Raw genomic sequence first — 25,201 nt, forward strand, 5'->3', positions numbered from 1 at the left:
CCCCGTTAGAATAACTATCAGTTTGATGGCGGATCGGGCCGATTCTGCGCGGCGATCTCGTCAATGGCGGTAAAAAGCGCGAGGAAACAGTGTATGCCGCGCCTGCCGATCCGAATAGCGATAATAATCGACGGATTACGTTAGGAATTCTTACATGATGCATTTGCCTCCCCTGACCGCCCTGCGTTGCTTCGAGGCGGTGGCGCGCCTGGGCGGCGTGACGCTGGCGGCGCGCGAGCTACATGTCACGCATTCGGCGGTGAGCCAGCAGATCAAGCTGCTGGAAGAGTTGATGGGGCTGGCGCTGTTCGTGCGCGAGGGGCGGGGGCTGCGGCTGACCGACGAGGGCCGCTTGTATTCGCTGGACATCCGCGCCGCGCTGCGCGGCATTGTCCAGGCGACGCAATTGGCGCAGGGGCGGCCGCAGGACAGCGAATTGGTCATCGCGACCCTGCCGTCGTTTGCCCTGCATTGGCTATTGCCCCGGCTGGATAATTTCCGTGCACTGCATCCGTATTATCGGCTGCGTTTGCAGACCAGTTTGGCGGTGCAGGATTTGCGCAGCGGCTTGGTCGATATTGGTATCCGCATGGGGCAGGGGCATTGGCCGGATATGGAAAAGGTGGCCTTGTTCGAGGACGAGTTAATCGTGGTGTGTTCGCCGCGTTTTCGCGATGGTGATATTCCAACGTCGGCCGGGGAAATCATGGCGTGTCCGTTGGTTCGCACACCGGACGCGCCATGGACGGAGTGGTGTCAGGCGGCCGGCGTAGCCGAGCCGAATAGCCGCGATGGTTTGTTCGCCAATGATTCGAATATCGTCTTGGGCGCCGTTTTATTGGGGCAAGGCGTTGCGCTGGAACGTAGGAGTTTGGTGTCGAGAGCACTGGAAAAAGGTGATTTGATCAAAATAAGCGCTATTGCTGTGTCTTACGCCTATCCATATTGGTTGGTGTGGCAACAGCAGGATATATCTAAACTCAAGCAGCAGCATTTTATCGACTGGGTAGTTGAGGAAGTTCGGCTTTATCAAGATTCGGCATCGAAAAATAGTTGAGACAATTCAGCTTTTCCTGTTCAGGGAAATAGTTCATCACCACGGCGCACCGCCTGGGCCATCCCGCAGACACTTCTCACTTGCCCAACGGTCTGGCGCTGTGCGGCCTGGGCATTGGTGTCAAGCCGAATTCTGGTTTATTCGTGCTAAGTTTTGGCATAAGTGCGAGGTGGGAAGGTGTGTTTCGTGAACGCCTACCCCGGCCCTTTGGACAAATTGGGAAGGCGGCGGCGAACAAATCCATTCCCCGGTATATTGCACAGTCGGGGGCTCTGTCGTGTCTGGCCCATTCAATCCAGAAACAATTTCTTAGCGAAGAGGTGAATAATGGAACATCGTTACTTGGGCGCGTCCGGTTTCAAGGTGCCGGTATTAAGTTTCGGCACGGGCACGTTCGGCGGCAAGGGGGAGTTTTTCGGCGCGTGGGGACATACCGATGTGGCCGAGGCGAAGCGTTTGGTGGATATTTGTCTGGATGCCGGATTAACCATGTTCGATAGCGCCGATGTCTATTCCGGTGGTGTGGCCGAATCCGTATTGGGCGAGGCGATCAAGGGACGGCGCGACAAGGTATTAATTTCGACCAAGGCGACTTTCCGCAGCGGCGACGATCCCAACGCCGTCGGTTCGTCGCGCTTTCATTTGATCCAGGCTTGCGACGCGGCATTGAAACGCTTGGGCACCGATTATATCGACCTGTTTCAGTTGCACGGTTTCGACGCCCATACGCCGGTGCAGGAGGTATTGTCGACGCTGGACGATTTGGTGCGGGCCGGTAAGATCCGCTATGTCGGCGTGTCCAATTTCTCCGGCTGGCATTTGATGAAGTCGCTGGCGACGGCCGAGCGCTATGGTTATCCGCGCTATATTTGTCATCAGGCGTATTACTCGCTGATCGGCCGCGATTATGAGTCGGAGTTGATGCCGCTGGGCTTGGACCAGGGCGTCGGCGCGATGGTGTGGAGTCCGCTCGGCTGGGGCCGCCTGACGGGCAAGATCCGCCGTGGCCAGCCGCTGCCCGAGCAGAGCCGCTTGCACAAGACGGCCGAGATGGGGCCGCCGGTGGCCGACGAGTTGTTGTTCCGCGTCGTCGATGCGCTCGACCTGGTCGCGGCCGAGACCGGCAAGACGGTGGCGCAGATCGCGCTGAACTGGTTGCTGCAGCGGCCCGGCGTGGCGACAGTGGTGGTCGGCGCGCGCGACGAGGCGCAGTTGCGGCAGAACCTGGGCGCGGTGGGGTGGCAGTTGACGGCGGCGCAGATGGCGGCGCTGGACGCGGCCAGCGCCGTCACGCCTGCCTATCCCTACTGGCACCAGCGCGGCTTCGCCGAGCTGAACCCCAGCCCGGTATAGGCGTGCCGGCGGCCGCTACATGGTGCCAAACGGCGGGATCGTGAAGCCATCGTCGTCGATCTGGTCGCCATCGCCTGCGCCGCCGGCGGCGTTGTTGGGCAGCGGGGTTTGCGCCGGGAAGGTGAATTGCAGGCGCACGCCCTGGCCGGGGCTGCTGTCGAGGCGCAACTGGCCCTTGAAGATGGCCTGCACCAGGTTGTGCACGATGGACAGGCCGAGGCCGGAGCCGCCCTGGCCCAGCTTGGTGGTGTAGAACGGTTCGAACACCTTGTGCTGCAGCTCGGCGGCGATGCCGTGGCCGTTGTCGCTGTAGACCAGTTCGACCATGTCGCCGTCGCGCCGCGCCTCGATGACGATGTGGCCGTCCGGCATGCCGTCGAAGCCGTGGGTGATCGAGTTCATGATGACGTTGTTGATGATCTGTTCCAGGTGGCCGGGGTAGCTGTCGAGCATGATGCCGTCGGGAATGTTCAGCTCGACGGTGGCCTTGGCGCGGCGGGTGATGGCGCCCAGCGCCGTCAGGCTGTCCTGCACGGTGGTGCGCAGGTCGAAGGTGCGCCGGCGCTGGCTGGTCTGGTCGACCGAGACGCGCTTGAAGCTTTCGATCAGGTCGTTGGAGCGGTGGCCGTTGCGGGCGATGATCTCGCTGGCGCCCAGACAGTCGGCCAGACCGTGCTGCAGGCCGGAGCGGGTCAGCTGGTTGCGCTCGATGGCGCCGCTCAGCTCCTTGAGCTTGTCGTGCAGGGCGGTGGCGGCCAGCACCATGTTGCCGATCGGCGTGTTGAGCTCGTGCGAGACGCCGGCCACCAGCACGCCGAGCGAGGCCAGTTTCTCCGATTCGATGATCTGCGCCATGGCCTGGCGCAACTCGCTGGTGCGCGCCTCGACCCGGCTTTCCAGCTGCTCGTTGAGTTCCTGCAAGGATTGCTCGACCCGCTTGCGCTCGGACAGGTCGATGCGGATGCAGATCATGCGCTGCGGCGCGCCGTGCTCGTCGCGGCCGACGATCATGCCGTTGTCGAGCACCCATTTCCAGCTGCCGTCGCGGCAGCGGGCGCGGTATTCCTGCTTGTAGCGCGGCGTGGCGCCGGCGAAGTAGTCGCGCATGGCCTGTTGCACCCGCTCGCGGTCGTCGGGGTGGAGCAGGGCGTCGCGGCCGCCGATGCTGGCCTCGATCTCGCCGTCGGCGTAGCCGTGCATGGCGGTGCAGCAGGCGGAGAAGACGACGTTGCCGCTGGGAATGTCCCAGTCCCACACGCCGTAGCCGGCGCCCTCGAGGGCGAACTTCCAGCGCTCCTCGCTGTCGCGCAGGGCCTGGGCGGCGGCGCGGTGCTGGCGGCGCCGCTCGGCCTCCTTGAGCTCGCGCTTGACGGCCGGCGCCAGCCGCGCCAGGTTGCCTTTCATTACGTAGTCGTGGGCGCCGGCGCGCATCAGCAGCACCGCCGTCTCCTCGCCGATGTTGTTCGAGACGACGATGAAGGGCAGGTCGAGGCCGGCCTCGCCGAGCAGGGCCAGCGCGGCGCTGGCGCTGAAGCCGGGCAGGTTGTAGTCGGAGATGACCAGGTCCCAGTGCGGCGCGGCCAGCGCCAGCCGCATGCCGGCCGCGTCGTCGACGCGGGTGGCGGCGACGTCGAAGTCGGCCTGGCGCAGGCTGCGCAGCAGCAGCTCGGCGTCGCTGTCGGAGTCCTCAACCAGCAGGATGGAAAGGGGCGTCATCATGGTCGCTCACGGCGCTTCGTTGATTACCAGCCAGTATAGCCCGAGCTGGCGGATGGTTTCATTGAATTGCAGGAAGTCGACCGGCTTGCGGATGTAGCTGTTGACGCCCAGGTCGTAGCCGGCGGCGATGTCCTGCTCCTCGCGCGAGGAGGTCAGGATCACCACCGGGGCGCGGTGGGTGCGCGGGTCGGCGCGGATGCGGCGCAACACCTCGAGGCCGTCGATCTTGGGCAGCTTGAGGTCGAGCAGCACCAGCACCGGCAGGCTGGTCGGGTCGCGGCCGGCGTGGGCGCCCTCGCCGAACAGGTAGTCGAGCGCCTCCTGGCCGTCCTGCGCCACCACCAGGGTGTTGGTGATGTTGTTGCGCTGCAGGGCGCGCTCGGTCAGCGCGATGTCGCTGGGGTTGTCTTCGATCAGCAGGATCACTTTGCCGTGCATGGCGGTTCCTTGAGGGTGAAGTAGAAGGTGGCGCCGGCGCCGGGCGCGGCGACGGCCCAAATGGCGCCGCCGTGGCGTTGCACGATGCGCTGGACGGTGGCCAGGCCGATGCCGGTGCCGGCGAACTCGCTGGCCTTGTGCAGGCGCTGGAAGACGCCGAACAGCTGTTGCGCGTGGGCCATGTCGAAGCCGGCGCCGTTGTCGCGCACGAAATAGGCAGACACGGCAGACACGGCAGACTCGGCCGGCACGGCCGGCACGGCGGGGCCGGGCGGGACGACGTCGGCGCGGCCGAAGGCGATGCGCGCCGGCGCGCGCATGGCGGAGAACTTGCAGGCGTTCTCCAGCAGGTTGTGCAGGGCCGCCTCGAGCAGGCGGGCGTCGCCCCAGGCGCGCAGGCCGGGCTGGATGTCGAATTCGAGGGCGCGCGCCGGGTTGGCCTCGGCCACCCGCGCCGCCACCGTGCGCGCCAGCGCCGACAGGTCGAGCGGCTGGCAGGCCAGGGCGGCGCGGCCCAGACGGGAGAACTCCAGCATGCCGTCGATCAACTGGCCCATGCGCTGGCTTTCGCCGCGCACCCGGGCCAGGTAGGCCAGGCCGATGGCGTCGAGCCGGTCGGCGTAGTCCTCCTGCAGCGCCAGGCTCCAGCCGTCGATGCCGCGCAGCGGGCTGCGCAGGTCGTGCGAGACCGAGTAGGAGAAGGCCTCCAGCTCGCGGTTGGCGCGCTCGAGCTCGGCGGTGCGCTCGGCCACCTGGGCCTCCATCCCCTCGTTGGCGCTGCGCAACTCGGCGCGCGCCTGCTCGGCCTGCGCCAGCAGGGCGGCCATCTGTTCGGCGGCGGCGCGGTGGGCGCTGATGTCGGTGTGGGTGCCGATCATGCGGGTGGCGCGGCCGGCGGCGTCCTGCTCGACCACCATGCCGCGCGCCTCGACCCATTTCCAGCTGCCGTCCTTGCAGCGCATGCGCTGCTCGATGGCGTAGGTCTTGGTGCTGCCGTCGAAGTTGCCGGCGAGCAGGACGAGGGCGCGCCGCAGGTCGTCCGGGTGGGCCAGCCGCTGGTAGGTTTCGAGCAGGTCGGGCAGTTCGTCGTCGCGGTAGCCCAGCATCTCCTTCCAGCGGTGCGAGTACAGCACCACGCCGCTGGCGATGTGGAAGTCCCAGACGCCGTGGCCGGCGCCCTCGAGCGCGTGCTTCCAGCGGTACTCGCTGTCCTGCAGGTCGCGGAAGGCCTGGTGCAGGCGCTCGCGCATGGCGTTGAGGGCGGCCACCATCTGGCTCAGCTCGTCGTGGGCGTTGCGCCCGCTGCCGCGCCGCTCCAGCGTCAGCGGCTGCTGCATGCGGCCGGCCGAGAGCAGGTCGGAGTAGGCGGCGATGCGCTTCAGGTGGCGTCCGACCAGCAGCTGGAACAGCACCAGGATGAACAGCGAGACCAGGAAGGTCTTGATGGTCTGCCAGATCAGGATGGCCACCACCTTGTCGCGCAGGCGCTGGCGGGCGCCGTCCAGGCTGGCCACGGCGCGCACCGTGCCGATGCGCAGCAGGCGGCCGCGGTGGGCGTAGCTGAGCGGGAAGTCGCGGCCCAGCACGCCGTCGGCGCGCGGCGCGCCGGCGCGCGCCACCACCTGGCCGTGCTCGTTGCTCACCTCGACGTACTGCAGGTCGGGCAGGCGCAGGATGCCCTGCAGCTGCAGCTCGAGGTCGCGGCCGCTGGTGATCCACAGGCTAGACGCCAGGCTGTCGGCGTAGCTGCTGTCGATCTGGCGCAGGCGCAGGCCGACCTCGTCGACGTCGCGGCGGTACTCCATGGCCAGCTGGAACACCGTCGAGACCAGCGTCACCACCGAGCTGAACACCAGGATCAGCACGGCGAAGCGGCGCCCCAGGCTGTTGCCGGCGGACTTGTGCAACCAGGTGCGGAGCGACTCCATGCGGGCGCCTACTGCGGGTAGCGGCGCAGCACGCCGTCGAAGATGCGCTGGTGGCTGCCGTCGGCCTTCATGCGGCGGATCTCGGCGGCCAGCAGCGGCACCAGGGCGGCGTGGCGGCGGTGCAGGTAGAGGAACCAGTCGCCCTCGACGAAGGCCGGCCGCAGCTGGCGCACGCCGCGCAAGCCCATGCTCTGGATGAAGTGCAGGCCCTCGAGCTTTTCGATCACGGCGACGTCGATGCGGTCCTTGTCGAGCATGGCGAACAACTGGCGGCCGGTTTCGAGCTTCTGCAGCGAGCGGCTGCCGACGATGTTGCGTTCGAGAATTTTCCAGCCGGTCAGGATGCCGACGTCGTAGGGCGCCAGGCTGGCGGCGCCGGCCACGGCGAAGTCGTGGCGGCGGCTGAAGGCGACCATCTGGTAGGCCATCACCGGCTCCGGCACGCGCAGCAGATTGGGGTAGTCGCGTTCGATGCCGGCGACGCGGGAGACGTCGCCGTCGTCGACGCCGCTGTTGGCGTTGAGCAGGCCGCGCTCGGCCGACGAGGCCTGGATTTCGACGCGCAGGCCGAGCCGGCCGAACAGCTCGGCGTAGAACAGGTCGAGCACGCCGTCGCGTTCGGGCGAGGTGACCGGCGCGAAGAAGGAGGTGTTGAGTACCAGCGCAGTTGGCGGCGGCGGCGGGATGGCGGCGGGCGCGGCGGCGGCCCGCCCGGCCAGGCAGAGCGACAGCGCGAAGCAGGTCAACAGTGTTCTCATGGCGGGCCCCGCGGGTGGTGTTCGGTGCGGTCGACAACGGTGAAAGCTTGCAACTTAGTATGACTAGTTTCCCGCCGTTTGGCTACGCGCGCGCACCCGTCGGTGCCATCTGGCAACAGCGCGCGGCCCGCTTGTAGGAAAAGTCGCGCACGTGTCAGAAAACGCTGCATTTGCGGCGCATAATGATTATGATGAGAAATAGATACATCAGTAATGCAAGTTTCTTGCTTGCTTGTCCGATCCCCCAGTGCGGAGCGTGCCATGAGTGCCTATTCTGTCGTCGGTGGCCTGCGGCTGCCACATAAATTCCTGATCCTCAGTCTGATCGCGCTGCTGCTGGCGGCGGTGCCCACCTTCTTCTATGTGCGCGAGGCGGGCAAGAGCCTGGACGCCTACCAGTCCGAGCAACAGGGTCTGGTCAGGGTGGCGGCGGTGCTGAAAACCATCCAGTTTACCCAGCAGCATCGCGGCCTGGCCGCGCTCAGCCTGGGCGGCGTGGCCGGCGGCGAGGCCAAGCGGGCCGCCAAGCAGGCCGAGGCGGACCGCGCCTACGGCGAGGTCGACGCCATCGTCAAGGCGATGGGCGACGACGGCGTGACGGCGGCCTGGACCGCCTCCCGGCGCGACTGGGACGCGCTGCGCGAGGGCGTGGTGGCGCGCCGCCTGACGGTGCCGCAGAGCTTCGCCGGCCACACGGCGCTGGTGCCGCTGTTGCTGCGGGTGAACGACCTGGTGGGCGACCACTACGGCCTGAGCCTGGACCCGGACAAGGACAGCTACCAGTTGATCCAGGCCATGTTCTACCAACTGCCCTACCTGACCGAGGAGCTGGGCAAGACGCGCGCCCAGGGCGCCGGCATGCTGGCGCGCAAGGAGGCCTCGGCCGAGGAGCGCATCGCGCTGTCGATCTACACCGGCCGCGTCGGCGACCGCCTGGACCAGACCCAGGCCGCCTTCAACAAGGCCGCCAGCGAGAACCCGCGCCTGGCCAGCAGCCTGGGCGAGGCGATGCGCGAGGCGGCCGGCCTGGCGCAGGGCCTGGTGCGCACCGCCAGCGAGCAGATCGTCAAGCCCGAGCAACTGAGCTACGCGGCCGACCAGTACGTGACCCTGGCGACCCAGGCGATCGACGCCCAGTTCAAGCTCAACGGCGCGTCCGGCGCGGTGCTCGAGGAGCTGATGGCCGAGAAGATCGGCGACTTCCACCGCACCCGCTGGCTGATGCTGGCCAGCATGCTGGGCCTGATCGCGCTGGCCGGCGCCGTCGCCGCGATGATCTCGCGCTCGGTCACCGGGCCGCTGCGGCACGCCGTGCTGGTGGCCGAGCGGGTCGCCGGCGGCGACCTGGTGGGCGACTTCGACACCGGCCCGCCCAACGAGGTCGGGCGCATGCTGCGCGCCCTGAAGGAGATGAACGACAGCCTGCGCCACATCGTCGGCGACGTGCGCGGCAGCATCGACAACATCGGCGCGGCGACGCGCGACATCGCCAGCGGCAACGCCGACGTCTCGCGCCGGCTCGAGGCGCAGGCCTCCAGCCTGGAGCAGACGGCCTCGTCGATGGAGCAGATGACCTCGACGGTCAAGCAGAACGCCGACAACGCGCGCCAGGCCAACACCCTGGTGGCCGGCGCCGCCGGCGTGGCCAGCCACGGCGGCGCGGTGGTGGCGCAGGTGGTGCGCACCATGGGCGAGATCAACGCCAGCTCGCACCGCATCGTCGACATCATCGGGGTGATCGACGGCATCGCCTTCCAGACCAACATCCTGGCCTTGAACGCGGCGGTCGAGGCGGCCCGCGCCGGCGAGCAGGGCCGTGGCTTCGCCGTGGTCGCCTCCGAGGTGCGCAACCTGGCGCAGCGCTCGGCGGCGGCGGCCAAGGAGATCAAGGAGTTGATCGCGCAGAGCGTGGAGAAGGTCGAGGCCGGCAACCGGCTGGCCGACAGCGCCGGCAAGGCGATGGAGGAGATCGTCGGCAGCGTGGCGCGCATCACCGGCATCATGGGCGAGATCGCCACCGCCTCGGCCGAGCAGGGCAGCGGCATCGAGCAGATCAACCAGGCCGTGACGCAGATGGACGACATGACGCAGCAGAACGCGGCCCTGGTCGAACAGACCGCCGCCGCCTCGGCCAGCCTGCAGGACCAGGCGCAGAGCCTGGTGGCGGCGATGAGCGTGTTCCGGCTCGACGCCAGCGAGCTCGGCGGCGCGGCCGGCGGCCGCGCGGCGCCGCAGGGCCGGGCCGGCGCGGCGGCGCCGGCGGCGCGCCCGTCGCTGGCGCTGGCCGGGCGCTAGCGCTGGCGCGGGACGCCGGTGCGGCGCCGGCGGGCGCCGGCACCGGCACCGGCACCGGCACCGGCTGCGGCAGCGGCTGCGCCAATGGTGCCGCCCGGCCGGCGCGCCTTGCCGCCCGGCCACCTCACTTGGCGGCGGCCGGCGCGGGGCGGGCCGCCTCGTCGTCGTTGAGTATCCACACGCGCTCCAGCATGCCGGCGGCGTCGACCGTGTAGTTGACCACGATGTCGCTGCCGCGCAAGGTGGCCGGCATGGCGATCATATTGTCCTGGTTGAAGATGCGGGCGCCGGCGGCCAGCCGGCGCGGCTTGCCGTCGATCAGGAGGTCGGGGAAGTAGCCTGGCGTCATCTTGCCGCGCAGCGCGTCGGGCGGGAAGGGCCGCTCGATGCCCTGGGCGGCGGCCGTTGCGGCCAGCGGCGGCGCCAGCGCCAGTGTCAGGCCCAGCGCCAGGCTGGTCGGCAGGGTCGGGGCCAGCGCCGCCAGCACGGCGGCCAGGTGGCAAGTGCGCCGCATGGTGGCGTCCTCCAGAGTGGGCATGGCGCCAGCTTACACCGCTTCGGCCCGGCCGTGGTGGCCGGTGGCGGCCTCAGCCGCCCAGCGTCGCCCGCGCCGCCCGCACCGCGAGCACACCGCGCCCATCGCCCCGGTGCACAGTCTACCGAGTGCGTGCACGTCGGGCCGCCGTTGTCGGCGGAATTGACAAGCGGACGCGGCGACGGTGGCCGGCCGCGCGCAAGCGCTTGAATTAAAGGCGATTGCGGCGCCGGGCATTCATCTTGCTCACCTTGCCGCAGGGCCTGCCGCAGCGCGGCGGGCACGGCGAACGCCGGCACGGGCCGGCACCGCACGAGGGGGCTGCGATGACACCACGACACTTGCTTCGACCATGGCGCCGACTGGCGGCGCTGTGTTGCCTCCTGGCCGGCTGGACCGGCGGCGCCACCGCCGCCGGCGTGCTGTACGACAACGGCGGGCCGGACGGCGCCGGCGCCAACAACGCCGGCATCGCCTGGCAGGCCGACGATTTCGTGCTCGGCGGCGGCGCCGTGCTCAGCGACCTGCATTTCTGGACCTTCGAGGCGGCCGGCGCCTACCGCAACAGCATCGCCTGGGCCATCGCCGCCGACGCCGGCGGCACGGTCGGCGCCCTGCTGGCCAGCGGCCAGCAGGGCGCCGTCGCGCGCAGCGCCACCGGCGCCGTCCAGGCCGGCCTGGACGGCTACCAGTACGGCCTGGACCTGAACGCGCCGCTGGCGCTGGCGGCCGGCCGCTACTGGCTGGTGCTGCACAACGGCGGCTTCGGCCAGATGGGCGACCCGAACGATTTCTACTGGGCCACGGCGGCGGCCAACGGCGGGCCGGACGGGCGCGAGTCCTACAACGGCGGCGCCAGTTGGGGCGCCAACGGCAGCGAGCACGCCTTCCAGTTGACCGGCGTCGTGCCGGAGCCGAGCCCGGCGGCGCTGCTGGGCGCCGGCCTGGCGGTGTTGCTGCTGAGGCGGCGCGTCGGCGCCCGTCGCGCCGATGACGTCGGCGGCGATGGCGGTGGTCACGGCGACGGCCGGCCGGCCGCTTGGGGGCGCTCGTGAACCCGCTGCGCGGCGGCGCCGCCGTATCGCCGTCATGCGGCCGCCGGTACGCGCTGGCGCTGCTGTGCGCCAGTGCGCTGGCCGCCGCGCCGTTGCCCGGCGCCGCCGCTGCTGCTGCTGCTGCTGCTGCCGCTGCTGCGCCGGCCGCCAGCGTCCAGCGCGACGAGGCCCACGACACCGGCGCTCCGCTGGCCGAGCTGGCGCGCGGCGCGGCGGCCCGCACGGCGCCACAACAGATGCGGGTGTTTCCGCTGCGCCTGGTGACGCCGGCCATGCGCGGCCGGCCGCAGGCGCCGGTCCGTCCCCCGTCCGCCGCCGCCGCCGCGGCTGGGGCCGAAGCCGCCACCAGCGCCACCGTTGCCGCTGACGGCGCCGCCGCCGGTGCCGCCTCCGCCTCCGCCTCCGTCTCCGCCTCCGCCACTCCCACCGTCGCCAGCACGGCCGCCGGCACCGCCGCCGCCACCGGCGCGCCGCGCGTCAACACCGGCGCCACCCTGGTCAACATCGACGGCGTCGGCGCCAACAGCGGCGCGCCGTCGGACGCCAACGGCGCCGTCGGCGCCAGCCAGTACGTGCAGTGGGTCAACACCGAGCTGGCCGTCTACGACAAGGCCGGCGCCCTGCTGCTCGGCCCCGTCGACGGCAACCTGCTGTTCGCCGGCTTCAGCGGCAGCCGGGGCGCCGACGCCTGCCGCCTGAGCAACCGGGGCGACCCGATCGCCCAGTACGACAAGCTGGCCGGCCGCTGGGTGCTGTCGCAGTTCGCCTGGCTCGACGCCGACGAGGACAGCGGCCCCTACTACCAGTGCATCGCCGTCTCCACCAGCGCCGACGCCACCGGCAGCTACCACCGCTACGTGTTCGAGAGCCGCGACGCGGCCAACGCCATCGTCTTCAACGACTACGCCAAGATGGGCATCTGGCCGGACGCCTACTACCTCACCTATGTGTTGTTCGCACCGCTCGGCGGCAGCGGCTACTTCGGCCCGCAGGTGTGCGGCTACGACCGCGCCGCCATGCTGGCCGGCGCCGCCGCGCTGGGCCGTTGCCGCGACCTGGGCGACAGCTTCGGCCCGGCGCTGCCGGCCGACCTCGACGGCACCACGCCGCCGCCGGCCGGCAGCGCCAACTATCTGCTGGCCATGGACTTCGACGGCGCCGGCCACGGCGACACCCTGTTCCTGTGGCGCTACTCGTTCGCCGCCGACAGCCTGAGCGGGCCGCAGGCGCTGGCCGTGGCGCCCTACACGATCGCCTGCCCGAGCACCTTCGGCGGCCCCTGCGTGCGCCAGCCGCCGCCCGGCGAGCGGCTCGACTCGGTCGGCGACCGCCTGATGTACCGCCTGCCCTACCGCAACTTCGGCGACCGCCAGGTGCTGCTGGCCAACCACTCGGTGCAGCAGCCGGGCGCGCCGACCGACGGCCCGCTGGGCGTGCGCTGGTACGAGCTGCGCGCCGGCCCCGGCGCCGGCGCCGGCCCGGCCGTCTACCAGCAGGGCACCCACGCGCCGGACGCGCTGAGCCGCTGGATGGCCGGCATCGCCATGGACCGCGCCGGCGACATCGCGCTCGGCTACAGCGTGGCCGGGGCGGCGCTGTTCCCCGGCGTGCGCTACAGCGGCCGGCTGCGCAGCGAGCTGCCCGGCACGCTCGAGGCCGAGGCCGCCATCGTCGCCGGCGCCGGGGTGCAGATCAACACCTTCAACCGTTGGGGCGACTACAGCGGCATGACGGTCGACCCGGTCGACGACTGCACCTTCTGGTACACCCAGCAATACATCGCCAACAGCGGCCGCTTCACCTGGCGCAGCCGCATCGCCGCCTTCCGCTTCCGCAACTGCGACTAGCGGCCGTCCCGCTTGCCCCTTACCGCCGCAGCGCATCGCGGCGGTTTTTTTTATATGTCTGTTGTTGCCGCGCAACTGTCATGCGGGCGTCATCGCCCTGTCACCGGCCTGTCACGGCCCCCTCCTACAATCCTGCAAGTTATGTATCTGCCATGCCGCCGAGGCGGCCTGCGCCCCCTTTCTCCCCAAACCCCGTAAGAAAGAAACCCATGTCACAGCGTCTCCGTTTGAAACCGATCTGCCTGCTGGTGTTGCAGGCCCTGGCCTGCTCGGCCTACGCCGCCGACGCCACCGACGGCGCCAACGCCAGCCTGGCCGGCGCCGCCGCCGCGCCCGTGCAGACCGTCGAAATCACCGGCCAGGGCCAGTCGCGCCAGGTGCAAAACATCAACCGCGCCGACCTGGTCAAGGCGCTGCCCGGCACCAGCCCGCTGAAGATCCTGGAAAAACTGCCCGGCGTGAACTTCCAGTCGGCCGACCCGTTCGGCGCCTACGAGTGGTCGACCCGCTTCAGCATCCGTGGCTTCAGCCAGGGCCAGCTGGGCTTCACCCTGGACGACATCCCGCTCGGCGACATGAGCTATGGCAACAACAACGGCCTGCACATCAGCCGCGCCGTCTCGTCCGAGAACATCGGCCGCGTCGCCGTCTCGCAGGGCGCCGGCGCGCTCGGCACCGCCTCGACCAGCAACCTGGGCGGCACCGTCCAGTTCGTCACCCTGGGGCCGGCCGACGAGCAGGGCGTCACCCTGGCGCAGACCGTCGGCAGCGACTCCACCTCGCGCACCTTCGTGCGCTACGACAGCGGCCTGCTGGGCGGCAGCACCAAATTGTTCATCAGCGGCACGCGCCAGCGCGCCGACAAGTGGAAGGGCGCCGGCGCCCAGGACCAGGACCAGTTCAACTCGCGCTTCGAGCACCAGTTCGGCGACAACACGCTGACCGGCTTCTTCAACTATTCCGACCGCAGCGAGGTCGACTACCAGGACCTGTCGCTGGAGATGGCCAGGCGGCTCGGCTACGGCTGGGACAACTACGCGCCCGACTGGCAGCGCGCCGTCGACGCCGCCAACAACAAGTTCAGCGGCGCCGTCACCAGCCAGGACGACGCCTACTACCTGGGCCGCGGCCTGCGCAAGGACAAGCTGGCCGGCCTGAGCCTGGACCTCAAGCTGAGCCCGGCCACCAGTCTGAAGACCACCCTGTACCACCACGACAACGAGGGCCAAGGCCACTGGTACACGCCGTACGCCGCCTCGTCGCCGACCATGCCGATCGCCATCCGCACCACCGAGTACTCGATCGGCCGCGACGGCTTCATCGCCGACCTGAGCTGGGACGTCGGCCAGCACACCGTCAACGCCGGCTTCTGGGGCGAGCGCAGCCTGCACACCGGCACGCGCAACCTGTACGCCGTCAGCGGCCCGGAAGACAGCAACCACTTCTTGTCGAACCCGATGAAGACCCTATTCAAGCAGGACTTCACCACCAACACCACCCAGTTCTACCTGCAGGACACGGTCAGCGCGATGGACGGCCAGCTCAAGCTCAACTTCGGCTTCAAGAGCCCGAAGGTCAGCATCGAGGCGGTCAACCGCGTCGCCTCGCGCGCCGAGGGCAAGATCACCGCCTCCAAGTCCTTCCTGCCGCAGGCCGGCCTGAGCTACAGCCTGAGCCGCGACGACGAGATCTTCGCCTCGGCCTCGCAGAACATGCGCGCCTTCCAGCCGGGCGTCAACGGCCCGTTCTCGCAGACCCAGGAGGCCTACGACCTGGGCGCCTCGCAGCTCAAGCCGGAGACCTCGACCAACGTCGACCTGGGCTACCGCTTCAAGCGCGCCGAGCTGCAGGGTTCGGTCGCCGTCTACCGCGCCGACTTCTCCGACCGCCAGATCAGCATCGCCACCTGCGCCGGCATCGCCGGCTGCCCGACCAAGCTGGTCAACGTCGGCAAGGTCGAGACGCAAGGCCTGGAGGCGATCGCCGTGTGGAAGTTCGCCCGCGAGCTGAGCTGGTTCAACTCCTTCACCTTCAACGACTCCAAGTACAAGTCCGACTACCTGGAAAAGGGCAAGACGGTGGCGGCCAGCGGCAAGCAGGTGGTCGACGCGCCGCGCACCATGTTCAACACCGAGGTGTCGTATGAGAACGCCAGCTGGTTCACCCGCCTGGGTGGCAAGTACACCGGCAAGCGCTACTACACCTACCTGAACGACGGCGCCGTGCCGTCCTACTGGATCGCCAACCTGTCGGCCGGCTACAAGTGGAAATCGGTCGGCATGCTGAAGGACCTGACGCTGCAGGTCAACGTCAGCAACCTGGCCGACAAGACCTACTTCAGCACCATCGGCTCGAACGGCTTCACCAACTCCGACCCGAGCGGCACCTTCGCCACCATGCTGACCGGCGCGCCGCGCCAGGTCTTCGTCACCCTCAACGGCAAGCTGTAAGGCCCGCCGCGACAGCGCCCGCGTCCACGCCCCGGCGTGGCGCGGCGCTGTCTTTTTTTTTCATTTGGCGGCGCCGCGCCGCCGCCCCCCATTTGCCGAGAACCCGCCGATGACCCCGACCCCGCCGCGCCGTCGCGCCCGCCATTCCACCGCCACGCCCGGCCCGCTGGCGCCGCCGCATCTCGCTCCGCTGGCGCCGCCGCGCCCGCCAACGCGCGGGTCGCCGCCGGCACCGTGGCTGTCGTCGCCGCCGTCGCCACCATGGCTGTCGCCGCAGCCGTCGCCACGCGGCTCGCCACCGCGCCGGCCGCCGCAGTGGTGGACGCCGCTGTTGGCGCTGGCCGTCCTGCTGGCGCCGGCGGCCGCGCGCGCCGCCGCCGCCACCACGCCGATCGAGCACCTGATCGTCATCGTCGGCGAGAACCGCACCTTCGACAACCTGTACGGCGTCTACCAGCCGCCCAAGGGCCAGAGCATCGCCAACCTGCTGTCGAAGGGCATCGTCAAGCGCGACGGCACGCCCGGCCCGCGCTTCCAGGACGCGGCGCAGCGGCTGGGCCGCTCGGACGGCGCCTACACGCCGACGCCGGCGCCGCTGGCCTTCTACGAGCGCCTGCCGCAGCCCTGGGCCGGCGGCGCCTTCGGCCAGCGCCAGGACGTGCCCGACGCGCGCTTCCCGGCCGACCTGCCCAACGGCCCGTTCCAGATCACCCGCCACGTCAGCTACGGCGCCCACACCGGCGACCCGACCCACCGCTTCTTCCAGATGTGGCAGCAGGTCAACGGCGGCCGCCACGACCTGTTCGTCTGGGTGGCCGACCAGACCGGCCCCGGCCCGTCCAACCCGACGCCGACCCCGCTGGCGCCGGGCCAGACGCTGCAGGGCGGCGTGGCGATGGGCTTCTACAACATGGCGGCCGGCGACGCGCCGCTGTTCCGCCAGCTGGCCGAGCGCTACGCCATCGCCGACAACTACCACCAGCCGGTGATGGGCGGCACCACCGCCAACTACTTCGCGCTGGCCACCGCCGACGTCGGCGTCTACAGCCTGCCCGGCGCGCCGCCGGCCAAGCAGATCGAGAACCCGGACGCCCAGCCCGGCAGCAACAACTGGTACACCGAAGACGGCTACCGCGGCGGCACCTACGTCAACTGCGCCGACCGCGCCCAGCCCGGCGTGGCCGGCATCCGCCGCCTGCTCGAGGCGCTGCCCTACCGCGCCTTCAACGACGGCAACTGCGCCGCCGACACCTGGTACATGGTCAACAACCTGGAGCCGGCCTTCACCCCGCTGGGCCAGCCGCTGGCGCTGGGGCCGGACAAGTTCGTCCTTCCTCCGCAGAGCATGCCGCACATCGGCGACGCCATGACGGCCGGCGGTGTCTCCTGGAAGTGGTACAGCGGCGGGCGCAACGACGGCCTCAAGGTCGACAAGGAGTACTGCGGCATGTGCGACACGCCGACCTTCTTCGGCTCGACCATGAACGGCGCCGACAAGGACAAGCTGGTCGACCTGATGCAGTTCTATGTCGACGTCAAGGCGCCGGCCAGCTTCCCGGCGGTGGCCGTCATCGCGCCCTACGACAGCATCTCCGGCCACCCCGGCTACGCCATGCAGCCCAGCTTCGACCAGTTGGTGGCCGACGTGCTCGAACGGGTGCGCGGCAACCCCGCGCTGTGGCGCAACACGGCCATCCTGGTCACCTTCGACGAGGGCGGCGGCTACTACGACTCCGGCTACGTGCAGCCGATCGACTTCTTCGGCGACGGCACCCGCGTGCCGCTGATCGCCATCTCGCCCTGGGCCAGGCCGGGCGCGGTCGACCACACCTATTACGACCACGCCTCGATCGCCAAGTTCATCGAGCGCAACTGGGGCCTGCCGCCGTTGTCGGCGCGCAGCCGCGACAACCTGCCCAACCCGCGGCACCGCGCCGACGACCCCTATGTGCCGAGCAACCGGCCGGCCATCGGCGACCTGATGAACCTGTTCGACTTCGCGCCGGCGCGGCGGGCGGCGGGCGGCGCCGGCAAGCGGGTGCGGTAAATCATGTCGATTCGACCAAGCGGGGACCTTCCCGCCGGCCCATCTGTTGCTTCGAGAATACAAAAAAGTGTTGTGGCTGGTGCCGGCCGGAGCATCGTTGCATACTAGTAAACGGAGTAGACGCGGCGAATCGGTGCCCGCTCCCGCACCGCGTCCAGCCTGCGCCACGCTGGTTCGCCGCATAAAAAGGACAACGAGACATGAGCTGGTTCTATGATTTGAAGATCGCCACCAAACTGTTGTTGTCGTTCGGCGTGGTGCTGCTGCTGTCGCTGGTGATGGGCGTGGCCGGCATCGTCTCGATGGGCCGCATCGACGCCGCCTCGAACGAGTTGGCGGACAACTGGATGCCCAGCGTGCAAGTGGTGATGACCGTGCGCGGCGACATCGGCGACCTGCGCCGCTGGGAGCTGGCCCACCTGCTCAACGACCAGCCCGACGGCATGGCCGGCTATGAGAAGCGCATGGACGAGACCCTGGCCACCCTCAAGGCCGACCGCGAGCGCTACCAGAAGCTGATCAGCAGCCCGGAGGAGAGGGGGCTGTACGAGGAGTTCGGCAGGGGCTTCGACGCCTTCATGGTTGAGCACGGCAAGCTGGTCGAGCTGTCGCGCAAGAACGACAAGGTGGCGGCGCGCGCCGCCGCCGCCGGCGCCTCGGCCAAGCACCTGGGCGAGTTGACCGCCTCGCTGAACAAGCTGGTCAAGCTCAACGTCGAGGGCGGCAACGCCGCCAGCGCCGCCGCCAGCTCCACCTACGCCAGCGCCCGCAACTTGTCGATTGGCCTGCTGGCGCTCAATATCGTGCTCGGCATGGCGCTCGCCATGTGGATCGCCGGCATCGTCTCGCGGCCGCTGCGCCAGGCCGTCCGGCTGGCGCGCGACGTCGCCGACGGCGACCTGACCGGCCGCATCGAGGTGCGCTCGCGCTGCGAGACGGGCCAGCTGATGCAGGCCCTGAAGGACATGAGCGGCAGCCTGCAAAGCCTGGTCGGCCAGGTGCGCGCCGGCACCGACACCATCACCACCGCCTCGAGCGAGATCGCCAGCGGCAACCAGGACCTGTCCTCGCGCACCGAGGAACAGGCCAGTTCGCTGGAAGAGACCGCCTCGTCGATGGAGGAGTTGACCTCGACGGTCAAGCAGAACGCCGACAACGCGCGCCAGGCCAACACCCTGGCCCGCTCGGCCTCGGGCATCGCCGTCAAGGGCGGCGATGTGGTCGGCCAGGTGGTCGGCACGATGGCCTCGATCAACGACTCCTCGCGCAAGATCGTCGACATCATCGGCGTCATCGACGGCATCGCCTTCCAGACGAATATTTTGGCGCTCAACGCCGCCGTCGAGGCGGCGCGCGCCGGCGAGCAGGGCAGGGGCTTCGCCGTGGTCGCCTCCGAGGTGCGCAACCTGGCGCAGCGCTCGGCCGCCGCCGCCAAGGACATCAAGGAGCTGATCGGCGATTCGGTGGAGAAGGTCGAACAGGGTTCGCGCCTGGTCGGCGAGGCCGGCACGACGATGGACGAGATCGTCGCCAGCATCACCCGGGTGACCGACATCATGGGCGAGATCACCGCCGCCAGCCAGGAGCAGAGCCTGGGTATCGAGCAGGTCAACACGGCGATCGTGCAGATGGACCAGGTGACGCAGCAGAACGCCGCGCTGGTCGAACAGGCCGCCGCCGCCGCCGAGGCGATGCAGGAGCAGGCGGCCCGTCTGGGCGACGTGGTCAGCGTGTTCAAGCTGGACGCCTCGGCGGCCTCCGCCGCGCGTGTGGCGGCACCGCCGGCGCGGCGCGCCGTGCCGGCCCGCGCCGCCGCGCCGGCGCCGCGCCGGCTCGCCGCCAAGCCGGCCAAGGCCGCCGCCGCGCGCGCCCAGCCCAAGCAGTCGGCCAGCGAGCCGGCCGACGGCGACGAGTGGGAAACCTTCTAATCCCGCAGGTGTTTAGAACCTGAAGCAGTGGTCGCGCTGGCTGTCGCTGCGCATCAGGGGCGTGGTGAGGACCGGATACCCCGGTCTTTGAAAGACGGCTGCTAGCCTAGGCCATGGCGCGCGCGCCAGGCGGCCAGCGCCGCGCGGTAGTTGTCCAGCTCGTCCTGGTAGAGGTCGTCGACGCAGTAGGTGCAGCCGCTGTGGCAGCAGGCGTCCGGCTCCGGCGAGGCCGGCGGCTGCGGCATCGGGTCGGCCTCGGCCTCGGCGACGGCGGGCTGGTCCTGGAGGTCGGTGTTTTGTTGTCGTGTCTGTTGCATGGTGCTCATGATACTGCTTCCTGAATGGGCTAGTCGAGCGCCGGCAGCGCCAGCAGGGCCATGTTGCGGCCCTTTTCCTTGGCCCGGTACATGGCGCGGTCGGCCTGTTGCAGCAGCCGCTCGGGCGTGTTGTCGCCGCCCGGCAGCAGCACCGCCACGCCGATGCTGATGGTCACCACGCCGAACGGCGAGCCGGCGTGCGGCAGTTGCAGCTTGACCAGCTCGGCGCAGATCGCCTCGGCCACGCCGAAGGCGTCGGCGCTGTCGGTGGCCGCCGCCAGCAGGGCGAACTCCTCGCCGCCGTAGCGCGCCACCAGGTCGGTGGTGCGGCGGCCGTGGCTGGTGATCAGCTCGGCGACGGCGCGCAGGCAGGCGTCGCCGGCCAGGTGGCCGTAATGGTCGTTGTATTTCTTGAAGTGGTCGACGTCAAGCATGGTCAGCGCCACCGTTTGGCCGGTGCGCTCGGCGCGGCGCCATTCGCGCTCCAGCGCCAGGTCGAAGCCGCGCCGGTTGGCCACGCCGGTCAGGCCGTCGGTGGTGCTGAGCGCGGCCAGCTTGCGGTTCGACGCCTCCAGCTCGCCGGTGCGCTCGGTCACCAGCTGCCTCAGCTCGCGCTGCTGGCGCGTCACGCGCTTCAGGCGCAGCAGGTGGGCGCCGAGCAGGGCGCCCACCGCCAGCAGGCCGGCCAGCAGGCGGAACCACCAACGCTGCCAGAACGGCGGCGTGATGGTGATCTGCAGCGTGGCCGGCTCGGCGTTCCACACGCCGCGGTGGTTGGCCGCCTTGACGCGGAAGGTGTAGTTGCCCGGGTTGAGGTTGGTGTAGCTGGCCACGCGGTGGGCGGCGTCGGCCGCCACCCAGTCGCGGTCGAAGCCCTGCAACTGGTACAGGTAGCGGTTCTCGCCCGGCTCGGTGTAGTGCAGCGCGGCGAACTCGATGGCGAACACCGAGGCCTGGGCCGACAGGGTCAGCCGGGTCGGCGCCGTCAGCGGCCCCTCGATGCTGGTGCCCTCGCCCAGGCCGCCGTGCTGCAGCGAGCGGTTGAACACGCTGATGTCGGTGATCGCCACCTGCGGCGCCACCGAGTCGCTGCGCACCGCCGCCGGGTCGACGGCGGTCATGCCGTGCACGCCGCCGAAGTACAACAGGCCGGCGCCGTCGGCGGCCGAGGAGCCGACGGTGAAGCCGTCGCTCAGGCCGTCGGCGGCGGTGAAGTGGCTGACCTTGCCGCTGCGCGGCTCGAGCCGGTACAGGCCGGCGATGGTGCTGCACCAGATGTTGCCGGCGGCGTCGTCGCGGATCGCCAGGATCTTCGCCGCGCGCATGGGCGCCGCGTAGGAGCGGAAGCTGACCGCGCCGTCCGCCCCGTCGAGCACCAGGTCGAGGCCCTTGCCGGTGCCGATCCAGACGCGGCCGGCGGCGTCCTGGTGCAGGCTGGAGATGTTGTCGTCGCTCAGGCCGGCGGGGTTGTCCTTGTTGTGGCGGAAGTGGCGGAACTTGCCCGTGCGCGGGTCGAGCAGGTCGAGGCCGCCGCCGTTCCACTCCGAGCCGGCCCAGACGCGGCCGGCGCGGTCCTCCAGCACCGCCGAGGTGCCGTTGACGCTGCGGCTGGCCGGGTCCGCCGGGTCGTGGTAGTAGATGCGGCGCTCGTCGCTGCGCGTGTCGTAGCGGATCAGGCTGTTGCCGGTGGCGAGCCACAGCACGTCGCCGGCGCCGGGCGCGATGAAGTTGATGAAGTCGCTGGCGGTGTTGCCGAAATGGACCACCTGGAAGGCGCTGTCGGGCGTGTCGAGCCGGTTCAGGCCGTTCGAGGTGCCGGCCCACAGCGGCCCGGCGGCGCTGCCGTCGGCGGCTATGCGCTGGTACATGCTGTAGACGATGTTGTGGCTCAGCGCGCCGGCGCGCCGCTCGTCGGCGCGGTAGTTCTTCATCACGGTGCCGCTGGCCGGGTCGTACAAGCTCATGCCGACGTTGCCGCCGAGCCAGACGCGGCCGGCCGGCGCCCGCGCCAGGCTGAGCAGCGCGTTGCTGGCCGGCATGGAGCGGCTGTCGATGCGGAACGGCACGTGGCGGGTGAAGCCGCCGCTGCTCAGGTTGGCCAGGCTGATGCCGTCGGTGAAGGAGGCGATCCACAGCATGCCGCCGCGGTCCTGCATGACGGCGCGCAGGTTGTCGCCGGCCAGGCTGTTGGGGTCGTCGGCGGCGTGGACGAACTGGTCGAACCTGCCGGCCGCCGCGTCCCAGCGCAGCAGGCCGGCCGACAGGGTGGTGCACCACAGCGTGCCGGCGTTGTCGACGTAGAAGTTGGTGACCCGGCTGTAGGGCGCGGCGACGGCTTGCCGGCCGGCCCAGTCGCCCTTGCCGTCCCAGCGCAGCACGCCGGACTCGGTGCCGATCCACAGCGCGCCCTGGCGGTCGAACTGCAGCGCGCGCACGATGTTGCCACGGGCGTCCGGCTTGGCCGCCGCGTCGACCTGGTGGTGGACGAAGCCGCTGGCGCCCGGCGCCAGGTAGTCCAGCCCGCCGGGCCAGGTGGCGGCCCAGACGCCGCCGGCGGCGTCGCGCGCCAGCGCGTTGATGTCGTTGCTGGCCAGGCTGTCGGGGCGCGCCGGGTCGTGGCCGTAGACGGCGAACTTGCCGCTGGCCGGGTCGAAGTGCTGCAGGCCGCCCCAGCTGGCGATCCACATGCCGTCGGCGCCGTCCGAGACGATGCTCTTGATGATGCGGTGGTTGTTGGGCGCCTGCGCCGGGGCGAACACGGTGAAGTCGTTGCTGGCCGGGTTGAAGCGGGCCAGGCCGTTCTGCGTGCCGGCCCAGATGCCGCCGCGGCGGTCCTCGAACAGGGCGGAGACGCGGTCGTGCGGCAGGCTGCGCGGGTCGGCCGGGTTGTTGCTGTACTTGACGGCGTGGTAGCCGTTGTAGCGGTACAGGCCGTTGGTGTGGGTGCCGACCCAGACGTAGCCCTTGCGGTCCTGCATCAGCGACAGCATCGACGGCTCGTCGTCGCCCAGCGGGCCGAGCTTTTTGAAGCGCAGCGACGGCGCCGGCGCGGCCGCCGTGGCCAGCGCGCCCGGCGGCGTGGCGGCGAGCGCGGCGGCCGGCGCCAGCAGCGCCAGCAGCAGGGCCAGCAGCGGCGCCAGCAGGGCCAGCAGCGGCGCCAGCAACGCCGGCGGCCGCGCCGTCGGCGCGTAACGGGTCAGGCAAAAACGGTTCGACTGGGGAACCGGCGGTGGCACGGGCATGGCGGGGGGTATCCGGTGGCGCAAAGGACTTGCGGGGTGGTTTCGCGGGGGAATTCTGATGTCGGGAAGGTAATTGTCAGGGACAGACCGACTATTATACATTCCAATCATGCAATAATTTCCATACAAAAAGTGCTGTTTTCGTGTGCAGTTGCGCCGATTTAGGGTATAGTTTACGGCGCTGATATTGTATCCATGTCTGCGCGCGCGATGACGGCCAGGCCGTCGTGGCGCTTCCTGTGTGGCGCCGCCGCCTGCCTTCGCCTCGCTCTCCCCCAGTGTCGGTCCACCATCGCCCCGGAGCGCGCAGGTGCCTAGCCAGGGCCGGTTCCGGCCGGGCGCGAGTCCCGGCCGCCGCACGCAGAAACTGTTGTTTATTGAAGAAAGCATGGCTGCCCGCTGGACGGAAGCCGACCAAAATCTATGTCCGAAAACCAGATCCACACCCTGCCTGGCGCCGAGTCCGCCCCCGCCGCCGTTGCGGCCATTGAACAAGTCGCCGCTGTTGAAGCCGCGCCGGTTGACACCGCGCCAGTCGAAGCGGCAATTGTTGCAGCCGCACCAGTAGCACCAGTAGCACCAGTAGCACCAGTAGCACCCGTCGCAGCAGCCGAAGCAGCCGAAGCCGTGGCCGCCGCGCCGGCCGACGTCGTCATTGTGGCCGCCGCCCCCGCCGCCGATGTCAAGTTCGCCGACTTCGGCCTGTCGCCGCTGATCCTGCGCGCGCTGACCGACCAGGGCTACGTCCACCCGACGCCGATCCAGGCCCAGGCCATCCCCGTGCTGCTGCAGGGCCGCGACGTGATGGGCGCGGCGCAGACCGGCACCGGCAAGACCGCCGGCTTCGCCCTGCCGATCATCCAGATGCTGCTGGCCCACGCCAGCGCCAGCATGTCGCCGGCGCGCCACCCGGTGCGCGCGCTGATCCTGACGCCGACCCGCGAGCTGGCCGTGCAGGTGGCCGAGAACGTCAAGGCCTACGCCCAGCACACCCCGCTGCGCTCGACCGTGGTGTTCGGCGGCATGGACATGAAGGGCCAGACCACGATATTGAAGGGCGGCGTCGAGATCGTCATCGCCACGCCGGGCCGCCTGCTCGACCATATCGAGCAGAAGAACATCTCGCTGGGCCAGGTGCAGATGCTGGTCATGGACGAGGCCGACCGCATGCTCGACATGGGCTTCCTGCCCGACCTGCAGCGCATCATCAACCTGCTGCCCAAGCAGCGCCAGAACCTGATGTTCTCGGCGACGTTCTCGCCGGAGATCAAGAAGCTGGCCAACACCTTCCTGAACAACCCGCTGACCATCGAGGTGGCGCGCAGCAACCAGACCGCCGACAAGGTCAGCCAGGTGGTCTACAAGGTCGCCGACGAGCACAAGCGCGACGTCGTCGCCCACCTGCTGCGCCAGCGCGACCTGAAGCAGGTGATCATCTTCTCCAACACCAAGATCGGCGCCTCGCGCCTGGCGCGCAGCCTGGAGCAGGAGGGCATGAAGGCCACCGCCATCCACGGCGACCGCACCCAGCAGGAACGCATGGCCGCGCTCGACGCGTTCAAAAAGGGCGAGATCGACGTGCTGGTGGCCACCGACGTGGCGGCGCGCGGCCTCGACATTTCCGACCTGCCCTGCGTGATCAACTTCGACCTGCCCTACAACGCCGAGGACTACGTCCACCGCATCGGCCGCACCGGCCGCGCCGGCGCCTCCGGCGACGCCATCTCGATCTACTCGGACAAGGACGAGCGCCTGCTGGTCGACATCGAGAAGCTGATCAAGCAAAGCATCAAGCGCGGCGAGCTGGTCGGCTTCACGCCGGGCGTCGGCCGCGGCGAGGAGCGCGGCAGCGAGCGCCGGCCACGGCGCAGCGAGGGCGGCGCGCCGGCGGCGCGCCCGTTCGAACGCTCGGCCGAGCGCAGCGGCGGCGAACGCGGCGGCGGCGAGCGCGGCAGCACGGATCGCAGCAGCACGGAACGCAGCAGCAGCACGGACCGCAGCAACCTGGAACGCAGCAGCAGTGGCTTCGAGCGCGGTGCGCGCCCGGGCGGCCCGTCGTCGCGCCGCGACAAGACCGACCCGTGGTTCCTCAAGCCCTACGAGCCGGCCAAGAGCGCCCTGCCGGCGCCCAGCGCCTCGCTGGCCAGCGCCACCAGCGTCGGCGTCAAGCCGAAGCAGAAGGTGGCGGCCCTGCTGGGCGGCCTGCCGAAGCAGTAAGCCGCTCGGCGCCGC

16 protein-coding genes are annotated in these 25,201 nt (G+C 69.8%); 9 read left to right on the forward strand and 7 right to left on the reverse strand.

Annotated elements, in window-relative coordinates; translation table 11 throughout:
- The first annotated feature begins 154 nt into the window (after positions 1-154).
- Together BM252_RS02075 and BM252_RS02080 are read left to right on the forward strand one after the other, a co-directional pair.
- Entirely contained in the window at positions 155-1,057 is a 903-nt protein-coding gene (locus tag BM252_RS02075; protein WP_093382930.1) for a LysR substrate-binding domain-containing protein, read from the forward strand.
- Between the two features lie 327 nt (positions 1,058-1,384).
- Positions 1,385-2,410 (forward strand): aldo/keto reductase, encoded by a 1,026-nt coding sequence (locus tag BM252_RS02080; protein WP_093382933.1) that lies wholly within the window; start codon positions 1,385-1,387, stop codon positions 2,408-2,410.
- A gap of 15 nt (positions 2,411-2,425) precedes the next feature.
- On the opposite strand, the gene BM252_RS02085 is transcribed toward BM252_RS02080, so the two are convergent.
- The 4 genes from BM252_RS02085 to BM252_RS02100 are packed head-to-tail and all read right to left on the reverse strand — an operon-like array spanning position 2,426 to position 7,253.
- Entirely contained in the window at positions 2,426-4,129 is a 1,704-nt protein-coding gene (locus BM252_RS02085; protein ID WP_245774038.1) for a hybrid sensor histidine kinase/response regulator, read from the reverse strand.
- A 6-nt stretch (positions 4,130-4,135) separates the two neighbouring features.
- A complete protein-coding gene (locus BM252_RS02090) occupies positions 4,136-4,567 on the reverse strand; it encodes a response regulator (RefSeq protein WP_093382935.1) in 432 nt (143 codons plus the stop codon).
- Entirely contained in the window at positions 4,552-6,495 is a 1,944-nt protein-coding gene (locus BM252_RS02095) for a PAS domain-containing protein (protein ID WP_093382938.1), read from the reverse strand. The genes BM252_RS02090 and BM252_RS02095 overlap by 16 nt, the downstream gene beginning before the upstream one ends.
- An 8-nt stretch (positions 6,496-6,503) precedes the next feature.
- On the reverse strand, positions 6,504-7,253 hold the full coding sequence (locus BM252_RS02100) for a substrate-binding periplasmic protein (RefSeq protein WP_139236240.1): 750 nt from the start codon (positions 7,251-7,253) through the stop codon (positions 6,504-6,506).
- A gap of 261 nt (positions 7,254-7,514) precedes the next feature.
- On the opposite strand from BM252_RS02100, the gene BM252_RS02105 reads away from it, so the two are divergent.
- Complete coding sequence (locus BM252_RS02105; protein WP_093382943.1) at positions 7,515-9,548, forward strand: methyl-accepting chemotaxis protein; 2,034 nt, start codon at positions 7,515-7,517, stop codon at positions 9,546-9,548.
- A gap of 124 nt (positions 9,549-9,672) precedes the next feature.
- Here BM252_RS02105 and BM252_RS02110 read toward each other — a convergent pair whose 3' ends face one another.
- The gene (locus BM252_RS02110; RefSeq protein WP_245774039.1) at positions 9,673-10,086 is read right to left on the reverse strand and encodes a hypothetical protein; all 414 of its coding nucleotides are present in this window, start codon (positions 10,084-10,086) and stop codon (positions 9,673-9,675) included.
- Between the two features lie 323 nt (positions 10,087-10,409).
- Here BM252_RS02110 and BM252_RS02115 point away from each other — a divergent pair, with 323 nt between their 5' ends.
- The 5 genes from BM252_RS02115 to BM252_RS02140 all read left to right on the forward strand — a co-directional run bounded on the left by BM252_RS02115 (position 10,410) and on the right by BM252_RS02140 (position 19,410).
- Positions 10,410-11,138: a PEP-CTERM sorting domain-containing protein gene (locus BM252_RS02115; protein ID WP_093382946.1), complete on the forward strand. Its 729-nt coding sequence runs from the start codon at positions 10,410-10,412 to the stop codon at positions 11,136-11,138.
- Positions 11,135-12,985, forward strand: coding sequence for a hypothetical protein (locus tag BM252_RS02125; RefSeq protein WP_139236241.1), 1,851 nt, complete (start codon positions 11,135-11,137; stop codon positions 12,983-12,985). Before BM252_RS02115 ends, BM252_RS02125 begins: the two co-directional genes overlap by 4 nt.
- A 209-nt stretch (positions 12,986-13,194) precedes the next feature.
- The gene (locus BM252_RS02130; protein ID WP_093382953.1) at positions 13,195-15,435 is read left to right on the forward strand and encodes a TonB-dependent receptor; all 2,241 of its coding nucleotides are present in this window, start codon (positions 13,195-13,197) and stop codon (positions 15,433-15,435) included.
- Between the two features lie 109 nt (positions 15,436-15,544).
- The gene (locus BM252_RS02135; protein WP_245774040.1) at positions 15,545-17,482 is read left to right on the forward strand and encodes an alkaline phosphatase family protein; all 1,938 of its coding nucleotides are present in this window, start codon (positions 15,545-15,547) and stop codon (positions 17,480-17,482) included.
- 200 nt (positions 17,483-17,682) lie between these two features.
- Positions 17,683-19,410, forward strand: a complete 1,728-nt coding sequence (locus BM252_RS02140) for a methyl-accepting chemotaxis protein (RefSeq protein WP_093382956.1) — start codon at positions 17,683-17,685, stop codon at positions 19,408-19,410.
- Positions 19,411-19,511: 101 nt separating this feature from the next.
- Here the strand turns inward: BM252_RS02140 and BM252_RS02145 are convergent, their stop codons facing one another.
- Together BM252_RS02145 and BM252_RS02150 are read right to left on the reverse strand one after the other, a co-directional pair.
- On the reverse strand, positions 19,512-19,736 hold the full coding sequence (locus tag BM252_RS02145) for an oxidoreductase-like domain-containing protein (RefSeq protein ID WP_425442245.1): 225 nt from the start codon (positions 19,734-19,736) through the stop codon (positions 19,512-19,514).
- Between the two features lie 20 nt (positions 19,737-19,756).
- The gene (locus BM252_RS02150) at positions 19,757-22,969 is read right to left on the reverse strand and encodes a ligand-binding sensor domain-containing diguanylate cyclase (protein ID WP_093382958.1); all 3,213 of its coding nucleotides are present in this window, start codon (positions 22,967-22,969) and stop codon (positions 19,757-19,759) included.
- A gap of 423 nt (positions 22,970-23,392) precedes the next feature.
- Between BM252_RS02150 and BM252_RS02155 the strand changes: the two genes are divergently transcribed.
- Positions 23,393-25,186 (forward strand): DEAD/DEAH box helicase, encoded by a 1,794-nt coding sequence (locus tag BM252_RS02155; protein ID WP_245774041.1) that lies wholly within the window; start codon positions 23,393-23,395, stop codon positions 25,184-25,186.
- The last annotated feature ends 15 nt before the right edge of the window (positions 25,187-25,201 follow it).

This window comes from Rugamonas rubra (genome assembly GCF_900114705.1).
Lineage (GTDB): Bacteria > Pseudomonadota > Gammaproteobacteria > Burkholderiales > Burkholderiaceae_D > Rugamonas > Rugamonas rubra.